Annotated in this window: 17 protein-coding genes and 1 pseudogene; 11 read left to right on the forward strand and 7 right to left on the reverse strand. The window is 61.5% G+C overall.

The window, feature by feature from the left end; all coding sequences use genetic code 11:
• Window positions 1–240 (forward strand): annotated as a pseudogene (locus BUB04_RS19380) (IS1634 family transposase); the annotation flags it as partial.
• 41 nt (window positions 241–281) lie between these two features.
• On the opposite strand, the gene BUB04_RS12745 reads toward BUB04_RS19380, so the two are convergent.
• From BUB04_RS12745 to BUB04_RS12760, 4 genes are all read right to left on the reverse strand, one after another.
• A complete protein-coding gene (locus BUB04_RS12745) occupies window positions 282–485 on the reverse strand; it encodes a hypothetical protein (protein WP_073040109.1) in 204 nt (67 codons plus the stop codon).
• Window positions 486–675: 190 nt separating this feature from the next.
• Window positions 676–1,941 carry an L-lactate MFS transporter gene (locus BUB04_RS12750; RefSeq protein WP_073040111.1) on the reverse strand — a complete coding sequence of 422 codons (1,266 nt, stop codon included), beginning with the start codon at window positions 1,939–1,941 and terminating at the stop codon, window positions 676–678.
• A 530-nt stretch (window positions 1,942–2,471) separates the two neighbouring features.
• Entirely contained in the window at window positions 2,472–2,891 is a 420-nt protein-coding gene (locus BUB04_RS12755) for a hypothetical protein (RefSeq protein ID WP_143156477.1), read from the reverse strand.
• Window positions 2,892–2,926: 35 nt separating this feature from the next.
• A complete protein-coding gene (locus BUB04_RS12760) occupies window positions 2,927–3,205 on the reverse strand; it encodes a hypothetical protein (RefSeq protein WP_073040115.1) in 279 nt (92 codons plus the stop codon).
• 139 nt (window positions 3,206–3,344) lie between these two features.
• On the opposite strand from BUB04_RS12760, the gene BUB04_RS12765 reads away from it, so the two are divergent.
• Together BUB04_RS12765 and BUB04_RS12770 are read left to right on the forward strand one after the other, a co-directional pair.
• Entirely contained in the window at window positions 3,345–3,602 is a 258-nt protein-coding gene (locus BUB04_RS12765) for a hypothetical protein (protein WP_073040117.1), read from the forward strand.
• On the forward strand, window positions 3,584–4,447 hold the full coding sequence (locus tag BUB04_RS12770) for a hypothetical protein (RefSeq protein WP_073040119.1): 864 nt from the start codon (window positions 3,584–3,586) through the stop codon (window positions 4,445–4,447). Before BUB04_RS12765 ends, BUB04_RS12770 begins: the two co-directional genes overlap by 19 nt.
• On the opposite strand, the gene BUB04_RS12775 is transcribed toward BUB04_RS12770, so the two are convergent.
• Entirely contained in the window at window positions 4,428–5,078 is a 651-nt protein-coding gene (locus BUB04_RS12775; RefSeq protein ID WP_084076468.1) for a gamma carbonic anhydrase family protein, read from the reverse strand. The genes BUB04_RS12770 and BUB04_RS12775 overlap by 20 nt on opposite strands.
• A 312-nt stretch (window positions 5,079–5,390) precedes the next feature.
• Here BUB04_RS12775 and BUB04_RS12780 point away from each other — a divergent pair, with 312 nt between their 5' ends.
• The gene (locus BUB04_RS12780; protein ID WP_143156478.1) at window positions 5,391–5,879 is read left to right on the forward strand and encodes a hypothetical protein; all 489 of its coding nucleotides are present in this window, start codon (window positions 5,391–5,393) and stop codon (window positions 5,877–5,879) included.
• A 57-nt stretch (window positions 5,880–5,936) separates the two neighbouring features.
• Here the strand turns inward: BUB04_RS12780 and thrC are convergent, their stop codons facing one another.
• Together thrC and BUB04_RS12790 are read right to left on the reverse strand one after the other, a co-directional pair.
• Window positions 5,937–7,436 (reverse strand): threonine synthase, encoded by a 1,500-nt coding sequence (thrC, locus tag BUB04_RS12785; protein ID WP_073040125.1) that lies wholly within the window; start codon window positions 7,434–7,436, stop codon window positions 5,937–5,939.
• Between the two features lie 37 nt (window positions 7,437–7,473).
• Window positions 7,474–8,178, reverse strand: coding sequence for a DUF554 domain-containing protein (locus BUB04_RS12790; protein WP_073040127.1), 705 nt, complete (start codon window positions 8,176–8,178; stop codon window positions 7,474–7,476).
• A 654-nt stretch (window positions 8,179–8,832) separates the two neighbouring features.
• Between BUB04_RS12790 and BUB04_RS12795 the strand changes: the two genes are divergently transcribed.
• The 7 genes from BUB04_RS12795 (at window position 8,833) to BUB04_RS12835 (ending at window position 15,827) form a co-directional block, all read left to right on the forward strand.
• Window positions 8,833–9,591: a dimethylarginine dimethylaminohydrolase family protein gene (locus tag BUB04_RS12795; protein ID WP_073040129.1), complete on the forward strand. Its 759-nt coding sequence runs from the start codon at window positions 8,833–8,835 to the stop codon at window positions 9,589–9,591.
• A gap of 200 nt (window positions 9,592–9,791) precedes the next feature.
• A complete protein-coding gene (locus tag BUB04_RS12800; RefSeq protein ID WP_073040131.1) occupies window positions 9,792–9,980 on the forward strand; it encodes a rubredoxin-like domain-containing protein in 189 nt (62 codons plus the stop codon).
• Between the two features lie 248 nt (window positions 9,981–10,228).
• Window positions 10,229–10,855 carry a NifB/NifX family molybdenum-iron cluster-binding protein gene (locus tag BUB04_RS18815; protein ID WP_084076469.1) on the forward strand — a complete coding sequence of 209 codons (627 nt, stop codon included), beginning with the start codon at window positions 10,229–10,231 and terminating at the stop codon, window positions 10,853–10,855.
• A complete protein-coding gene (locus tag BUB04_RS12815; RefSeq protein WP_073040133.1) occupies window positions 10,852–11,727 on the forward strand; it encodes an ATP-binding protein in 876 nt (291 codons plus the stop codon). The genes BUB04_RS18815 and BUB04_RS12815 overlap by 4 nt, the downstream gene beginning before the upstream one ends.
• Window positions 11,724–12,593, forward strand: a complete 870-nt coding sequence (locus BUB04_RS12820; protein ID WP_073040135.1) for an ATP-binding protein — start codon at window positions 11,724–11,726, stop codon at window positions 12,591–12,593. The genes BUB04_RS12815 and BUB04_RS12820 overlap by 4 nt, the downstream gene beginning before the upstream one ends.
• Window positions 12,594–12,990: 397 nt before the next feature.
• Window positions 12,991–14,352 (forward strand): sigma-54 interaction domain-containing protein, encoded by a 1,362-nt coding sequence (locus BUB04_RS12830; protein ID WP_073040138.1) that lies wholly within the window; start codon window positions 12,991–12,993, stop codon window positions 14,350–14,352.
• A gap of 290 nt (window positions 14,353–14,642) precedes the next feature.
• A complete protein-coding gene (locus tag BUB04_RS12835; protein ID WP_073040140.1) occupies window positions 14,643–15,827 on the forward strand; it encodes an iron-sulfur cluster carrier protein MrpORP in 1,185 nt (394 codons plus the stop codon).
• Window positions 15,828–15,836: the final 9 nt, after the last annotated feature.

The following is a 15,836-nucleotide window of genomic DNA, read 5'->3' on the forward strand; positions in this document are numbered from 1 at the left end:
GCTTACCATCTGCTGTGCGTCATCCAGAGGACGCTTCGCGAAAGCGGAATTCGTCACCACTGGGCCACCTTGCGAACGCATCTGAGTGGCCAGGTGCGGGTGACCACCAGCATGGTCAATGACAAAGGGCAGGTCATTCACATACGACACACGTCCGAGCCGGAACCGGTTCACGTGAAAATTTACAATGCTCTCGGGCTGCCGGTACGACCATTAAGGAGGCTGACCACCATCGAATGAAAAATTTGTAGTGTAGAATTTGAAAACACTCTACAACAAAATCAGTAACTTACACACAAAAGTGACAAACTTGGGTTCAGGACCACCAGACGGACGTCTTCCGGAGCGCATCGCAGGACGTCGGCCACCGTGGCCACCCGTTCCACGGCAAGATCGCCCTCTTCCCGCAGGACCAGGTCGGAAAGGATTCGATCCTCCTCCGGGTCGCAGCCGATGAGAAGTACCGTTCCGGACATCAACGCCATGGTCGCCCTTTTCCAAACCTTGCGATCACGGGCCTTCCCGCACAGTGGGCCTCACCACCCCCACACTCCATTCGTGCCCCTTGTCGTCCATTCGCGTTCATTCGCGGTTCCCAATAGAAAAGGAGCGGGAAGATGCGCTTCCCGCTCCTTCGTGTTGCACCTCACCGCTCGATCATGGGATGGGGCGCCCTCACTCGGTGGAGTAGCGAGGCCGCTTGGTCACCAGGGCCAGGACGATTCCCACGATGAGCAGAATCCCTGCAATATAGAACGCGTAATCATAGGATTGGTACTTGTCGTAAATGCGGCCTGCCAGCTTGGGCATGAAAGCTCCCAGACCCCAGCCGATGAACACCAGGCCGTAGTTGAAACCCAGGTTCTTGGGCCCGTAGAAGTCGGCGGTGAAGCTGGGAAAGAGGGAGAGACCGCCTCCGTAACACCAGAAACCGATGGCGCAGGCCAGGAACAGAAGCGGGATGTTCTTCAACGCAAAGAGGTACGGCAGCAGGAACATGACCACCGCGGCGGCGATGTAGTTCACGATCAAACCGTTGGTTCGGCCGATCTTATCGGAGATGATACCCGTTCCGATACGACCCACCGAGTTGAAGATGGCGCCCCAGGAAACCAGCAGGTACCCCGCCGCCATGATACCCGAGATCATCTTGGCCACATGGCCGATGAGCAGAAGGCCCGCCTGGGTGTTGATGCAGAACATGATCACCAAGGCGTAGAACTGCCACGTCTTGACCATTTCGCCGGCCGTCCAGTCCGCCCGGGTTTGAGCCGCAGCGCGGGCCGCCGTTGCCGCCGTGGCAGGCGGTTGCGGAGGCACATAGCCCGGTTCCGGCCAAGCCAACAATTGAGCCGCCACCAGGATCACGACCAGGTACGCCACACCCAGCACGTAGAACGAGGCGCTCATGCTGTAGCTGGTGATCAGCCACTTGGCCACCGGGGCCACATAAAAGGCGGCGAGACCGTAGCCGCTCACCACCAGACCGGCGATGAGGCCGCGCTTGTGGGGGCCGAACCACTTGAGGGCCGCAGGGGTGGGCGCCGCGTAGCCGATGCCCATGCCGATGCCGCCGCCGATGCCGAACCCCAGCAGGATGCCCGCGTAGCTCTTCATGGCCCCCGCCACGATCAGGCCCAAGCCGATGGCGATGCCGCCGATGGAAGCCGCCAACTTGGGACCGTACTTATCCTGGATGCGGCCGCCGGGGATCATGAGGAGGGCAAAGACCAGGATACACAAGGACGCCGGGTTGGAAGCCTGTTCCGCCGTGAGCGGAGTCCAACCCTGGCTCAACATGTATTCCTTGTCCGTAAGGTACTTGACCCACACGCTCCAGGCGTACAGACAGCCCAGGCACAAATTGATGGTCGTTCCAGCGAAGACCACCTGCCAGGCCTTGCTCGGAACCTTGTCCACTGCCTGTTGAGCACTTGCCATAACCGATCCTCCCACGTCTGAAATTCCGAACATACGTTCTTCGGGAAATGAAAGAAGAGTCCACTGCCCCGAAGAAACGCCCTCATGGCCGATGGGAGCTAACTTGAAATGTCTGAAATAATGCTCGAAATCGGTAGTTGTTGTTGATGAAAGCCGGACGACGCCTTTACTGCCGGTGGTACTCGGTAGTACGTAGGGAAATCAGCGCGAGAAGTACGCCTGCTGTGGAACCGATCAAGATGAGAAAAAGCCTTTGGATGCCCACGGGAGACTGCGGAAGCCGCATTCCGTCGTCGCAGGGGACGATCGCCGAAAGAGAAGCCGAGGTTGGTTGCACGGTTCAAAAAAGACTTGTTTTCTTCACACCTCCTTTCTTACGTGTTGAATGCACCTCCTTTCTTGCTTGAGTTGCAGCTTCACCTTTGCCACCTTCCCCTTTGCATATACGCCAGGGTCCAGAGGGGTGTCAAGGGGAATTCTCAACTGTTTTTAGATTGTTACATAATGCACAATGGCTGTCGCCGTGCCCGTCACGGGCCCTGGAGGCCCTGGGCCTCCAGGTGCACGTGCTCCACGCCCTCCTTCAGGAAAAAGCGGCTTTCCTCCACCTTTTTTTTGAGCCGCCCCACCGTGAAAATCACTTTTCGGGGCGAATCAAAGGACGTGAGGCTCTTGACGGCATAGAGGGTCACCACCTCGTCGAAGCAGACGGCGCCCGCGATCTTTCCCTCCCCGTCCAAAACCAGGAGATCCACCGGGCGGTCCGCGACGCGCGGGGGCATGTAGTCGGCAAGGACCTGGTACCCCGCCCCTCGAAGGCACGCAAAAAGGTGGCACTGAAGGGTTCGCCTCACCGTCGCGGGCGATTGAAAGGGCTTGGGGATCTCCGCCCACGCCCGTTCCAGCTCCTCTTTCCATTCCTCCCAACTCAACGCACTCTTGTCGGCCACGACTCCTCCTTTACCCTGCGGTCCGCAGATCCCCTTCATCCCTGGGGATTCCTCAACATCTCGAATTCCCGGTCCAGCCACCCCCGTATCCACTGACCCGCCAGGTTCCGCAGAAGAAAGGGAATCAGGAAGGCGAACAGATAAACGTAAGTGGGGACTTGAAAGTAAAGGCACAGTAGGGCGAAGCTCACCACCGCAAGACTCATGCTCATGTTGGTGATCAGTTCCGCCACGCTGTGGAGCTTCCGGTCCAGCTGCTCCCGGAACTCCTTTTCTTCGAAGACCAAACGGTCACCTTCTCTTCTTCCCGGCATGGAACCCCCTTGTCATTGCGTTGGCGAACATCCGTTTCTATTGCGCATTTAAGCATAAAGGGTGCCCGGCCGCAATTGACGGATACCGGTTCGGTTGCTATGGTGGGCGCCGCCGATACGGAACCGGAAGGAGTTTTGCATGCAAATGGATCGGGCCATCTTCCAACTGAAGGCCGGCGTGGAAGCCACGTCCCTCTACATCCTCATCTGCGCGCTGATGGACGAGGGGAAGGCGGCCACGCTGGAAAATGTGCGGAATCAGTGGACGGGCTCGGACGAAGCCCTGTCCGCCGGCCTGGAAGAATTGATCCGGCTGGGCGTTCTTTCCCCGACCCCACCGGACGGGCAAACCCCGCTCAAGGTTCAACCGACGGAATCATGGAACTGGAAAGAGTAGCAAGCTCAGCGCCCCCCCGCCCCGCGTTCCCCATCCATTTATGCCAGCCCGACGCAGGAAAGTCGTGCGCCGCCTGCTGCGGCATTTACAATTTCAAGGACAATTCCCGGAGAGCCGTTTCTGAAAGGCTCCTTCGAAATACCGTCCTTTTGCAGGAAGACAAGGACCGGGAAGACCTCCGTTGCCACAGCGACTGCTACCGACCGCTGGACAACGGCCTGGCCAGGCGGTTCCAGACGGTCTTCAACTGCGAGTTCGTGGGCTTCCTGGATTCGGAGCGGCGCCGCGTGGGATGCCTTCTCCATCCCGCAACTAACGGGGGCACGGATCTTCGCAGCGTCTCGTTTTACGGCAAGGAGTTGTGCGACGGGCATTTTTGCCTGAGCTACTACTATCTTTCGGAAGACGAGCAGCGCTTCGTGGTGGAATCCATCGACGACTGGTATCTCTACGGGCTGGTGGTCACGGACATCGACCTGGTGAAAGGAGTCTATCAAGCCCTTTCCGACAGGATCGGCGAAGGGGTGCGCCCTTCGTCGCTTCAGATGCCGGAGATTCGAAAAGCGACCCAATCCCTGTGGCGATGGAAGCTGGACTGGCCTTTCCGGCCTCCGGGAACCAACCGGTTTGGAAAATACCTCTTCGAGGGGGAAACCTACCGGGAGATCCGCATCCCCTACGACCATTGGGGGCGGCGCCCCTCGCCCTACGACCGCATTCTCAAGGCGCTGGGATCCCGGTTCCAATCGGTGGACGATCTGGAGGCCGCCGAACGAAAGATTGAGGGGGCGTTGGAATCTTACGCCCGCCTCTATGGGTCCAACTTCAGCGAAGGAATCCTCTGACGCGGATCGTCTCCTCCTGGGCCTCCGCCTCCAGGTAGCGCCGGGCCATGCCCACGTAGTGCTCCGCCGTGACCCGGAGCCGCTCCTTTTCCTCCTCGTCCAGGTATTTCTTGACCTCCGCGGGGACCCCCATCACCACCGAGCCGGGAGGCACCTCCGCACCGGGGCTCACCACCGCACCGGCGGCTACGATGGAGCCCTTCCCCACCCGGGCCCCGTCCAGGACGATGGCTCCCATGCCGATGAGGCATTCGTCTTCCACCACGCAGCCGTGCACCACGGCCCGATGGCCGATGGTCACCCGATCCCCGATAAAAAGCGGGTATTTCTTTCCGGTCACATGGAGGGTGGCGTTATCCTGGATGTTGGTTTCCCGGCCGATCCGGACGATGTTCACGTCGCCCCGGATCACCGTGTTGAACCACACGCTGGACCGGTCGCCGATCTCAACGTCGCCCACGATCCAGGCCCCCGGAGCCACATAGACATCGTCTCCCAACGTGGGAAAGATCCCCTTGTACGGGACGATGCCCGGCCGTGTCCGCACGGCCCCGTGCCCGCTGGAAGGCGATGCCGACGTCCTCCCGCATCCGCCTTGTCCATCGACCGGCCCACAGCTTGTCCGATTCATCCTTATCCGTCTCCGTTTGAAAGACTTCCCAAAAACCTTTTCATCGCCGCCGGGGAAAAGCATGCTTGAAAAGGGACTCCGGCCTCATGGGTTGCCTCTGTTCGGCGTCTTCGATTGTGCCTCACCGGAGTCGCCTTATCAACCCCGGCAAAAGATCCGGCGGGGGATGTCCCGGTCCGTTCCTTGCACCTTATAGTTGATCGCAGGAAATGGAAGCCGTGGTTCCGCTTGTGGGGGCGAACCATGATTCACCCCCACAACCCGATGTGGGCTTAAGACCGCGAAAGGAAGGAGGAAGGCTGCAGCCTGATCGTGATGGGTTGCACGGGAGGGGACCAATGCCTGTGGCAGGACGAGCCCGCGGTTCCCCAAAAGGTGGTGGACGGAGCCGGTGTGTCCGTGCTTTTGGTGAAGGAGGCGGCCCCCATCCGCAAGCTCTTCATGTGCCTGGACGACAGCGACGTGACCCAGGACGCCCTGGAGATGGTCAACCAGATGGCCTCCATCACCGGCGCCGAACTGGACGTGGTGGGCCTCACCAAGGGAGGAGGCATCAAAAGGGAAGTCTTTCCGTGGCTCAACGCCGTTTACGACTATTACAAGGGCAAGGGGGTGCCCACCAACATCCGATTCAGCGAGATCGACGAGTTCCAACAGTTCATTTCCTCCCAGGTCACCGAGGGACTCCTGGCCCTCTGGCTGGGGAAGAAATCCCTCCTCTCGCGCCTCTTCCAGAAGAAGACCGATTCCATCGGGCATTTCGTGAGCACCTGCCGAACGTCGGTGCTGGTGCTGCGCTGATCCGGCCGGCACAGCACCCCTCCCCGCCGGCCGGATCGAGTCCGGCGCCGGACGCTCCTACCGGCGAAGCCCCAGCAGTTCGGCCACGGCGTCGCCCGTGGCGGTCACGAAGGATCGGAAGGACTGGGGATCCATGGCGGTTCCCGGCACGGGACACGGCACTCCCTGGGGAGGGCGCACCAGCACCGGGCGATTCCGGAGCTCCTCCTTGGGCACCACCCCGAATTCGGGCTCGAATCGATCCTCGAAGTACTTTTCCTGAAAAACGGCGAACTTGAGGGCATGGGCCGTAGCGTCCAGGACCCCCACCTTGCCGTCCGGGATGTTGCCGTCCGAGACGGCGCGGCGGAATCCCGCCAGGCATTCGCCACCCTGGGTGCAGGCGATGTGTCCGTTTCGGTTGGCCAGGAGCATGGCGTCCATGATCTCCTGCTCCGTCACCTGGACCACCTGGACCGCCTTTTCCCCGCCTATGGATCGGAACTGCTCCACCAGCTGCATCACCCGGGGCATGCTGACCGGGTTGCCGATCATGGCCGCCTGGGCCACGCTGGGCTGGACCGTCACCGGCTGAAAGACCCGCTTTTGCGGATCCGATTCCAGGTAGTAGCGATAGACCGGATCGGCGTGGTGGGACTGAACGCCCAGGATCCAAGGCAGCTGCGTGATGATCCCCAGGTCGTGCAGTTTGAGGAACCCCGCCATGACCGCCGTGATGTTGCCCGCATTGCCGATGGGAACCGTCACCACCAGATCGGACACGTCGTAGTCGAAGGCCTGGGCGATCTCGTAGCTGTAGGATTCCTGCCCCAGAATGCGCCAAGCGTTCTTGGAATTCATGAGCGCCACCGGGTAACGTTCCGCCAGGTATTCCACGATCTTCATGCAGTCGTCGAAAACCCCGGGGATCTCGATGACCCGCGCGCCGCTTCCCAGCGGCTGACTCAGTTGCTGCGGGGTCACCTTGCCGTGGGGCAGGAGCACGGCGGAAGTCACCCCGTCCACCAGGTAGGAAGCGTACAGGGCCGCGGCCGCCGACGTGTCTCCCGTGGAGGCGCAAACGGCCAGCACCTGCGACAGCTTTTGGGTCTTGATGAGATAGTTGAGGTAGCTGAAGGCGCTGGCCATGCCCCGGTCCTTGAAGGATGCGCTGGGGTTTTGCCCGTCGTTTTTGAAAAAGAAGGGGCGACCCGTCCAGTCCCGCATGCGCCCGTTGGCCTGAACCACGGGCGTGTGGCCTTCGCCCAGATAGATCACGGCGTCCAGCGGCAGGATCGAGCCCAAGAGTTCATGGAAGCGGTAGATGCCCTTGAGGGCCGGTTCGGTGGTCATGGCCCGATAATCGAAAATCCGGCGCCACGTGGGACCGGAGACGGCCTTCAGCCGATCCCAGTCCTCGTCCTGGATCATGAGCACGCTGGCGCATTCCGGGCAGGTGTAGAGGAGCTTCTCCACCCCGAAGGTCGCCCGGCAGCCCAGACAGCGATAGACATAGCGGCCGGCCGTTTCCGGCAACACGTAGGAACGGATGGATTCGGGAAAGTCGGTCCACTTCATGGAAAGACTCCTGGGCGTTTCGGTGCCGGTCCCGGGGTCAATAGGGCCACCAGGCCTTGAGCAAAGGCAGGAGAGCCACGATGGCCGGAGCCACGGCCAGGGCCGGCAGGAAGTTGGCGATGCGGATATCCTTCACGTTCAAGAGCTTGAGTCCTATGGCGGCGATGAGCAGTCCGCCGGCGGCGGATATTTCCGTGATCATTTCCGGAGTGAGGACCTTGTCCAGGCCGGACGCCAAAAGCGTGATGCTTCCCTGATACAGGAGGATGCTCCCCGCCGACAGCAGCACCCCCCAGCCCAGGCTGGCCGAGAAGGCGACGGCGGCAAAGCCGTCCAGCATGGATTTGATGGCCAGAAGCTTGAAGTCACCCGACAGGCCGTCCTGGAGCGATCCCAGGATGGCCATGGGGCCCACGCAAAAGACCAGGCTGGCGGTCACGAAACCTTCGCTCACCGTGGAATGCGGCCCGGCCTTGAAGAGGGTTTGCAGCCGGTTGCCGAACCGTTCCAGCCCCGCCTGAAGCTGCAGCCCCTCCCCGACGATGACGCCCACCAGGATGGCTCCCAGGATGATGAGAACGTTTTCCGTCTTCATGGCCATCTGGATGCCGATGACCAGGGTCAGAAGTCCCAAGCCGTGCATCACGGACCGCTGGGTGTTTTCCGGAAGCCGCGCCCCCAGGAAGGTGCCGATGAGCCCCCCCGTCACCACCGTTGCCACATTGATCGCCGTGCCGACCATTCTCCTCGCGCTCCGAGACCGGCTGCCCGGTGTCCTTCACTGGTGCAAAATTCCCGTTTCCGCATGAAGGCCCAAAGGAGGATAGACCATAGACCTCCCCATGGAAAGAGGCAAGCGGTTCGTGTAGGATGCCCGTGATGAGTGATGGGTGACGAGTGACGGGTGATGGGGTTCGGGTGGCGGGGGATGGGGGGATTCCGCCTCCCTTTTTCCATGGCCGACGGTTGAACACGCGCAGGGCCGTGGGCGATCTGTTCCGGCGGGCGGGCGTAACGCCCGCCCCCACGAAGGCGGATGGACCTGTTGAGTAGGGACGGGGTTTATCACCGCCCTCTCATCGCGAGGAGACAAGAAGAATACAACGAAAAAATCGCCCCGTTTAACGTGAAAGAGAACCGCGAATGAACGCAAATAGACGCAAATGTGAAAGACTGGTGTGTGGGAGCGGCGAAAGCCGCGATAAGGGTGGGCGGCCATTCAACAGCCGCGCGATCACGCAAAGACGGTCGCGCCTTGCGGCGCTCCCACAGAAAGCCCTTGCCCCGGCCCACTATTTCATCCATGCGGGGTGACGCAAGGAGAGTCATGACCGTTAGGTGAACGCTTTGGCCAGGGAATGGGCTGATAGATGAATTGCACGAGGAGTAAGCCGAGATGATTGCCGTGACGCATGGGGTATCTCCCCACATCCACCGATGTGAACTGACCCACCGGCCCAGGGAGCCGCTGGATCTGGACTTGGCGCGCCGCCAGCACGCCGCCTACCAGGATGCCTTGCGCCGCCACGGTTTCACCGTGGTGGAACTCACCGTCAACCTCGATCTCCCGGATTCCGTCTTCGTGGAAGACACCGCCGTGGTGCTGGACGAAATCGCCGTCCTGTGCCGGCCCGGAGCACCCTCGCGAAGAAAGGAGGTGCCCGGCATCCGCCCGGTGCTGGAACGATACCGCCCCGTGGCGGAAATCCGCGCAGCCGGCACCCTGGACGGCGGGGACGTCCTGCGCGTGGGAAAGACCCTGTTTGTGGGGCTTTCCTCCCGGACCAACCTGGACGGGCTGGAGCAACTCCGGGCCCTGCTGACTCCGTACGGATACCAGGTGAAGGCGGTATCGGTCCACGGCTGCCTCCACCTGAAGACCGCCGTCACGGCCGCCGACGAGGACACCCTGGTGGCCTATCCTGAGTGGATCGACATGGAACCCTTCCACGGCTTTCGCGTCCTGGAAGTGCCCAAAGAAGAAGCCGAAGCGGCCAACGTCCTGCGGCTCAACCGATCGGTTCTGGTGGCCGAGGGGTTTCCCCGAACGGAAAAGATGCTGAGGGATGCCGGCTTTTCCGTGGAAACCGTGGACATCTCCGAGTTGCGAAAGGCCGAGGCGGGCCTCACCTGTTCGAGCCTGCTGGTGACGTGATCCGTGATGCGTGATCCGTAATCCGTGAGCCGTGATGCGTGATGCTTTTTTCACCCTTTTCCGACGCTTTAATCCTCTAATCCTTAATCCTTCAATCCTCAGTTTTCGGGCGTTGGCTCTAGGCTGTCTGATGGTTAAGGTAAGATGTGAGTCAGCTGGTTGCTGTTTGGAGAGAGCTTCCATCATTCAAGGAGGAGAAAATGACCGTTTGGAAATGCAACAAGTGCGGCAACACCTTGGACGCCGTGACCCCGCCGGAGACCTGTCCGTCCTGCAAGGAAAAGTGCGAATTCATCGATGTCACCTGCTACATTCCCGAATGCGGCGGTCCGGACTCGGGAAACGTGAACCCTCAAGTCTTCCAGGAAAGCTACAAGTCAGACAAGTAATCGTTTCCCCTCCCCCCACCCGCGGAGCCTCCCCGGTGAAAGGGGGTTCCCGGGCGGGTGCATTTTGAACCCAACCGGCGTCTGATCCTCCCACCCCTCCCCCCGAAAACCCCTGGGCGGCGTCTTTTCTTTCCGGTCTTAACCCTGCCGTTTTTCACCGGTTGCCGGCGCAACCTCTCCGTCCGAAGGGTCCAATCGTCCGTCCTGGCACGAAGAATGCCCCATGAAGGTCGACAAGGAGGCGGGCCATGGTGGCGATAGCCGTTCTGCGAGGGAGGGTGGCCCCGGTGTTGGACTGGAGCACCCGCATCCTGGTGGTGAGCGGGGCCGGAACTTCCGGCTTCGAGCTCATGGAAATGGCGGATTCTCGGCCCTATGAGCGGCTGGCGAGACTGAGGGCCCAGGGAGTCCAGACGCTCATCTGCGGCGCCCTGAGTCCAGAACTTCTCCATTACGCTCAAGGGTTGGGGATTCGCATCATCCACGGGGTGGCGGGGGACGTTGAAGAAGTCCTCGAGGCCTACGACAAGGGAAATCTGGACCAGGCCCGGTTCTGGCTGCCCGGGTGTCGCGCCCCCAGACGCTATCGAAAGGCCGGCCCCACGGCGGTGGAACCCTGGACGAAAGGAGACATCATGTCATTTGGAAGCGGAAGAGGATCCGGACGGTGCGGCGGGGGACAGGGACGAGGCCAAGGACGCGGAGGTCAAGGGAAAGGAGGCGGCCAGGGAGTCGGACGCGGCGGAGGTGGAGCGGCCGGCACCTGCGTGTGTCCCAAGTGTGGAGCCAAGGCGGAACACCAGCGGGGCATCCCCTGCGCGCAGACCCCATGCCCGAAATGCGGCACGTCCATGGTTCGAGGAGGAAACGCATGATCATCGCCGTGGCCAGCGGCAAAGGGGGGACGGGCAAGACCACCGTGGCGTGCAATCTGGCCGTCGCTCTGGAACGGCCCGTGACCCTTCTGGATTGCGACGTGGAACAGCCCAACGCCCACCTTTTTCTCCATCCGCGCTGGACCGGATCGGAGCCGTTCCATGTGGACGTTCCCGAGATCGACGCGGAACGATGCAACCTCTGCGGCGCCTGCCAGGAGATTTGTCAGTTCAATGCCATCGCGATCCTCCCGGAGATCGCCATGACCTTTCCGGAACTGTGCCACAGCTGCGGGGGCTGTGCGCTGGTTTGCGAAGAAGACGCCATCCGCTGGTCCAAGCGATTGGTGGGAGAAGTGCGTCGGGGCTGGCGGGGGCTTGTGACCTTTGTGGAAGGGCGCCTTCGGGTGGGCGAGGCCATGGCGCCGCCCCTGATCCGCAAGGTGCGGGAAGAGCATGCGCCGGACGGCGATCTCACCATCATCGATGCACCGCCCGGCACCTCGTGTCCCGTGGTGACCAGCCTGTGGGGAACGGACTTCGCCCTGCTGGTTACGGAACCCACCCCCTTCGGCCTGAACGACCTGGAACTGGCGGTGGGGGTGGTGCGGAAACTGGACCTGCCCATGGGGCTGGTGATCAACCGGTGCGACATCGGAGATCGACGGGTCCATGACTTCGCGCGGAGACAGGACATCCCGATCCTCCTGGAGGTGCCCTTCGACCGAAGGGCGGCCGAGGCCTATGCCCGCGGGAATCTCCTGGTGGAAGTGCTCCCCCAATGGAAAGAGCACATGGACCACCTCTATGGAAGAATCGTGGAGATCGTGCGGTCTCATGGACCGGCCGCCCGGAAGGAGCCTGCGGCATGAAGGAATTGGTCGTCTTGAGCGGCAAAGGGGGCACTGGAAAGACGAGCCTGGTGGCCGTTTTCGCCGCCTTGGCGCGGAAAATGGTTCTGTGCGATGCGGATGTGGACGCGGCGGATCTTCATCTGGTGGTTCACCCCGAGATCGTGGAGCGCCATCCCTTCGTCGCGGGCCATGAAGCCGTCATCAATCAGGACAAGTGCACCGAATGCGGCCATTGTCTCGACTGGTGCCGTTTTGGAGCCATCAGCGAACGCTTTCGAGTGGAGCCGCTCCTGTGCGAAGGCTGCGGAGTCTGTGCGCGCCTGTGTCCCATGGAGGCCGTCAACTGTCCGGAGAAGACGTGCGGCGAATGGTTCGTTTCCCGGACGCCCCACGGGCCCATGGTCCACGCCCGGCTGGGAATTGCCGAAGAAAATTCCGGAAAGCTCGTGTCTCTGGTCCGGAGCGAAGCCCGGCGCGTGGCGGAAGAACAAGGGCTGGAGAGGATCCTCACTGACGGACCTCCCGGGGTGGGGTGCCCCGTGATCGCCTCCATCGGCAATGCAGACGCGGTGCTGGTGGTGTCCGAACCCACCCTTTCCGGGCGCCACGACATGGAAAGGGTTCTGGAACTGACCCGGCACTTCAAGGTTCCGGCGGCGGTTTGCGTCAACAAGGCGGATCTCCACAGGGAGGAGGCGGAGCGGATCGCGGAGATCGCTGTGGAGTCGGGAGCCCGGTTCTTGGGCCGCATCCCCTTCGATCCCCTGGTCACCCGCGCCCAAGTTGACGCTCGGAGCCTGGTCGATTACGGTGAAACACCGGCTTTGAAAGAGATGCAGAGGATATGGGAAGCCGTCTGTGAGTGGGTCTTCGACGGTTGCTGAGGGGCCGGAGAGCCCGGGAATCCATGTCCCCGCGATCCCGTCGCACACGGAAGTTGGACGGAGAAGAACGATACGCCCCTTGGATGGATGAGCGGGCGGGGAGAAACCCCGCCCTTTACGCCCTCCCGGACCTACATGAAAGCCGACCTTTCTCTGTTCGTGCGCGGGCCCTGTAGGGGCGAATAATCATTCGTCCCTACAGGGACCTGCTTTTCAAAGGTGCGTTTCGTCCTTCGCTTTCACGGGCTCCCCGTGATGGGGGTTCACGTGAAAGAGAACCGTGAATGAACGCGAATAGACGGAAATTAGAACATTGAAACCCAGCAGGATGGATCCCATGGACAAGGCCGCCTGTTCGCCTGGAGGTCCCCGAGACGCAAGGATGCCGGAGCCGGGCATGCCGGCTCCGGAATGGACGCGGACCATCCTGGACAGCATCACCGACGGGGTCTTCACGGTGGACGCCGACTTCCGCATCACCTTCTTCAACCGTGCGGCGGAAAGGATCACGGGAATCCCTGCGGAGGAGGCGCTGGGCCGGCCGTGCTGCGAAGTCTTCCGGGCCAGTGTGTGCGAGACGGCCTGCGTGCTCCGCCACACCATGGAAACGGGACGACCCGTGGTGGACCGCCCCGTGGCGATCCTGAACGCCTCCAACCGGGAAGTTCCCATCAGTGTCAGCACGGCTCTTTTGAAAGACGATCAAGGCCGCACCGTGGGAGGGGTGGAAACGTTTCGGGATCTCACCGTGGTGGAGAAGTTGCGCCAGGAGATCCACAAGAAGTACCGATTCGGCGACATCCTTTCCAAAGCTCCCGCCATGCAGAAGCTTTTTTCGATTCTTCCGGAGATCGCCCAGAGCGAGAGCACCGTGCTCATCCAGGGGGAAAGCGGCACCGGAAAGGAGGTCCTGGCCCGCACGCTTCATTCCATGAGCCGGCGGGCCAAGGGGCCATTCGTGGCCGTCAACTGCGGGGCCCTGCCCGACACCCTCCTGGAATCGGAACTTTTCGGCCACGTGGCGGGGGCGTTCACGGACGCCAAGAAAAGCCGGGCCGGCCGGTTCGCCATGGCGCAGGGCGGCACCCTGTTTCTGGATGAAATCGGCGACGTGTCGCCCGCCCTTCAGGTGCGCCTCCTGCGGGTTCTGGAAGAAAAGGTGTACGAACCCCTGGGATCCTCCAAGAGCCTCAAGGCCGACGTGCGGATCATCGCCGCCTCCAACAAGGACCTCAACCAGCTGGTGGAAGAGGGCATCTTCCGCAAGGACCTCTACTACCGGATTAACGTGGTCAAGCTGTGGCTGCCGCCTCTGGCGGAGCGGCGGGAAGACATTCCCCTGCTGGTGGAGCACTTCGTCGAGCGGTTCAACCGGCTGCAGGGAAAGAAGATCCGGGGTCTCAGCCAGGAAGCCCTCCATATCTTCATGCGCCACGACTGGCCGGGCAACATCCGGGAGCTGGAAAACGCCATCGAGCACGCCTTCATCTTGTGCCGCAACGGATGGATCCGCCCGGAACATCTTCCCGAACACCTGGCCAAGGACGTGCCCTGCTTTCAGCCGATCCACGGCTGGACGCTCCAGGAGATCGAAAAGCGCGCCATCTGGGAAGCCCTGGAACGCAACCACTGGAAACGCATGGCCACGGCTCGCCAGCTGGGCATCGACAAGAACACCCTGCGGCGCAAGATCCGCCGCTACGGTCTGGAAGCCATGGACCCGTCCGGAAACGGAATGAACCCATCGGTCCGGGACTAAGGGTGCATTTTGCCCCCACTCCGCCCGCTCCTTGGCAGAGAACCCCTTCGCCCGTCTCCCTTTTTCCAACCATCCCCAGACGGAAAGCCCTTTTCCGGCGCCCGGCACGGAAATTGACTAATCCTCCGTTCCGGAGGAGGCCTTTTCCAAACCGGCGTCCTTCTTTCGGCAATAGAGTTCCAGCTTCCAATGGAAAAGGAGAGGAGATCATGGGCACATCGTGTGGTTCACGTACATGCGCATCACATGCAGAGGAAACCCAAAGAGAGGAAGGCGGTGAGGACCGCCGGTTGAAAGACCAGCTGCGACGAATTCGGCACAAGCTTCTGGTCATGAGCGGCAAGGGCGGTGTGGGCAAGAGCAGCGTGGCCGCCTATCTGGCCCTGGGGCTTTCCCAAAGGGGCCATCGGGTGGGGCTTCTGGATGCGGACCTGCACGGTCCCAGCATCCCCAATATCCTGGGCATTTCGGGAATGTTCCAAGTGGACGAGGAGAAAAATCTGGTCCCGCACAAGCTCCATGAAAACCTGGAAGTGGTTTCCATCCAATGCCTTCTGGAAGACCCGGATTCGGCCGTTATTTGGCGCGGTCCCGTCAAGCACGGAGTCATCCGCCAGTTCGTTTCGGAGGTTCAATGGGGGGATCTGGACTACCTGGTCATCGACTGTCCGCCGGGGACTGGGGACGAGCCCTTGAGCGTGGCGCAGGTCATCCCGGACGCCCACGCTGTCATCGTTACGACCCCCCAGGAAGTGGCTTTGAGCGATGTGAGAAAGTCCATCAATTTCTGCAGGAAGGTCCACCTGCCCATCCTGGGGCTGGTGGAAAACATGAACGGTCTCGTGTGCCCCCATTGCGGCGAGAGCATCCCCCTCTTCGGTTCCGAAGGCGGCAAGAGAACGGCTGAGCGCATGAACGTTCCCTTCCTGGGCTCTCTGCCCTTCGAACCGAGCGTGGTGGAGGCGGGAGACAGCGGCACCCCCCTGCTGGGTAACTCCGATACGCCAAGTTCTTTCCTGGAGAAACTCGACCAGCTTCTATCCACGGTCCAGGAGAGGTGTTCCCCGCCTTTGCCCGAAGAAAAAACCGAAGAGACGGCCTACAAGGATCAAAAGGAGGTTCCGCCCATGGAAAAGGAGAGCTTCAAGGTGGCCGTTCCCACGGCCAACGGACTGCTTTGCAACCACTTCGGACATTGCGAACGTTTCGCCGTTGTGCGCGTGCAGGAGGGCCGTATCGTAAGCCTGGAAGAGCTGACACCGCCTCCCCACGAACCCGGCGTGCTTCCCCGCTGGATTTCCGAGCTGGGAGTGAGCCTGGTGATCGCGGGCGGCATGGGGCAACGGGCCATCGGCCTCTTCCAGGAACGGGGGGTCCGCGTCATCACGGGAGCTCCCCCTCTGGATCCCGCCACCCTGGTGAACAGCTATCTCCAGGGGACCCTGGTGACCGGCGCCAACGTCTGTGATCACTGAAGGGAGAGG

This window comes from Desulfacinum infernum DSM 9756 (assembly GCF_900129305.1).
Classification (GTDB): Bacteria; Desulfobacterota; Syntrophobacteria; order Syntrophobacterales; family DSM-9756; genus Desulfacinum; species Desulfacinum infernum.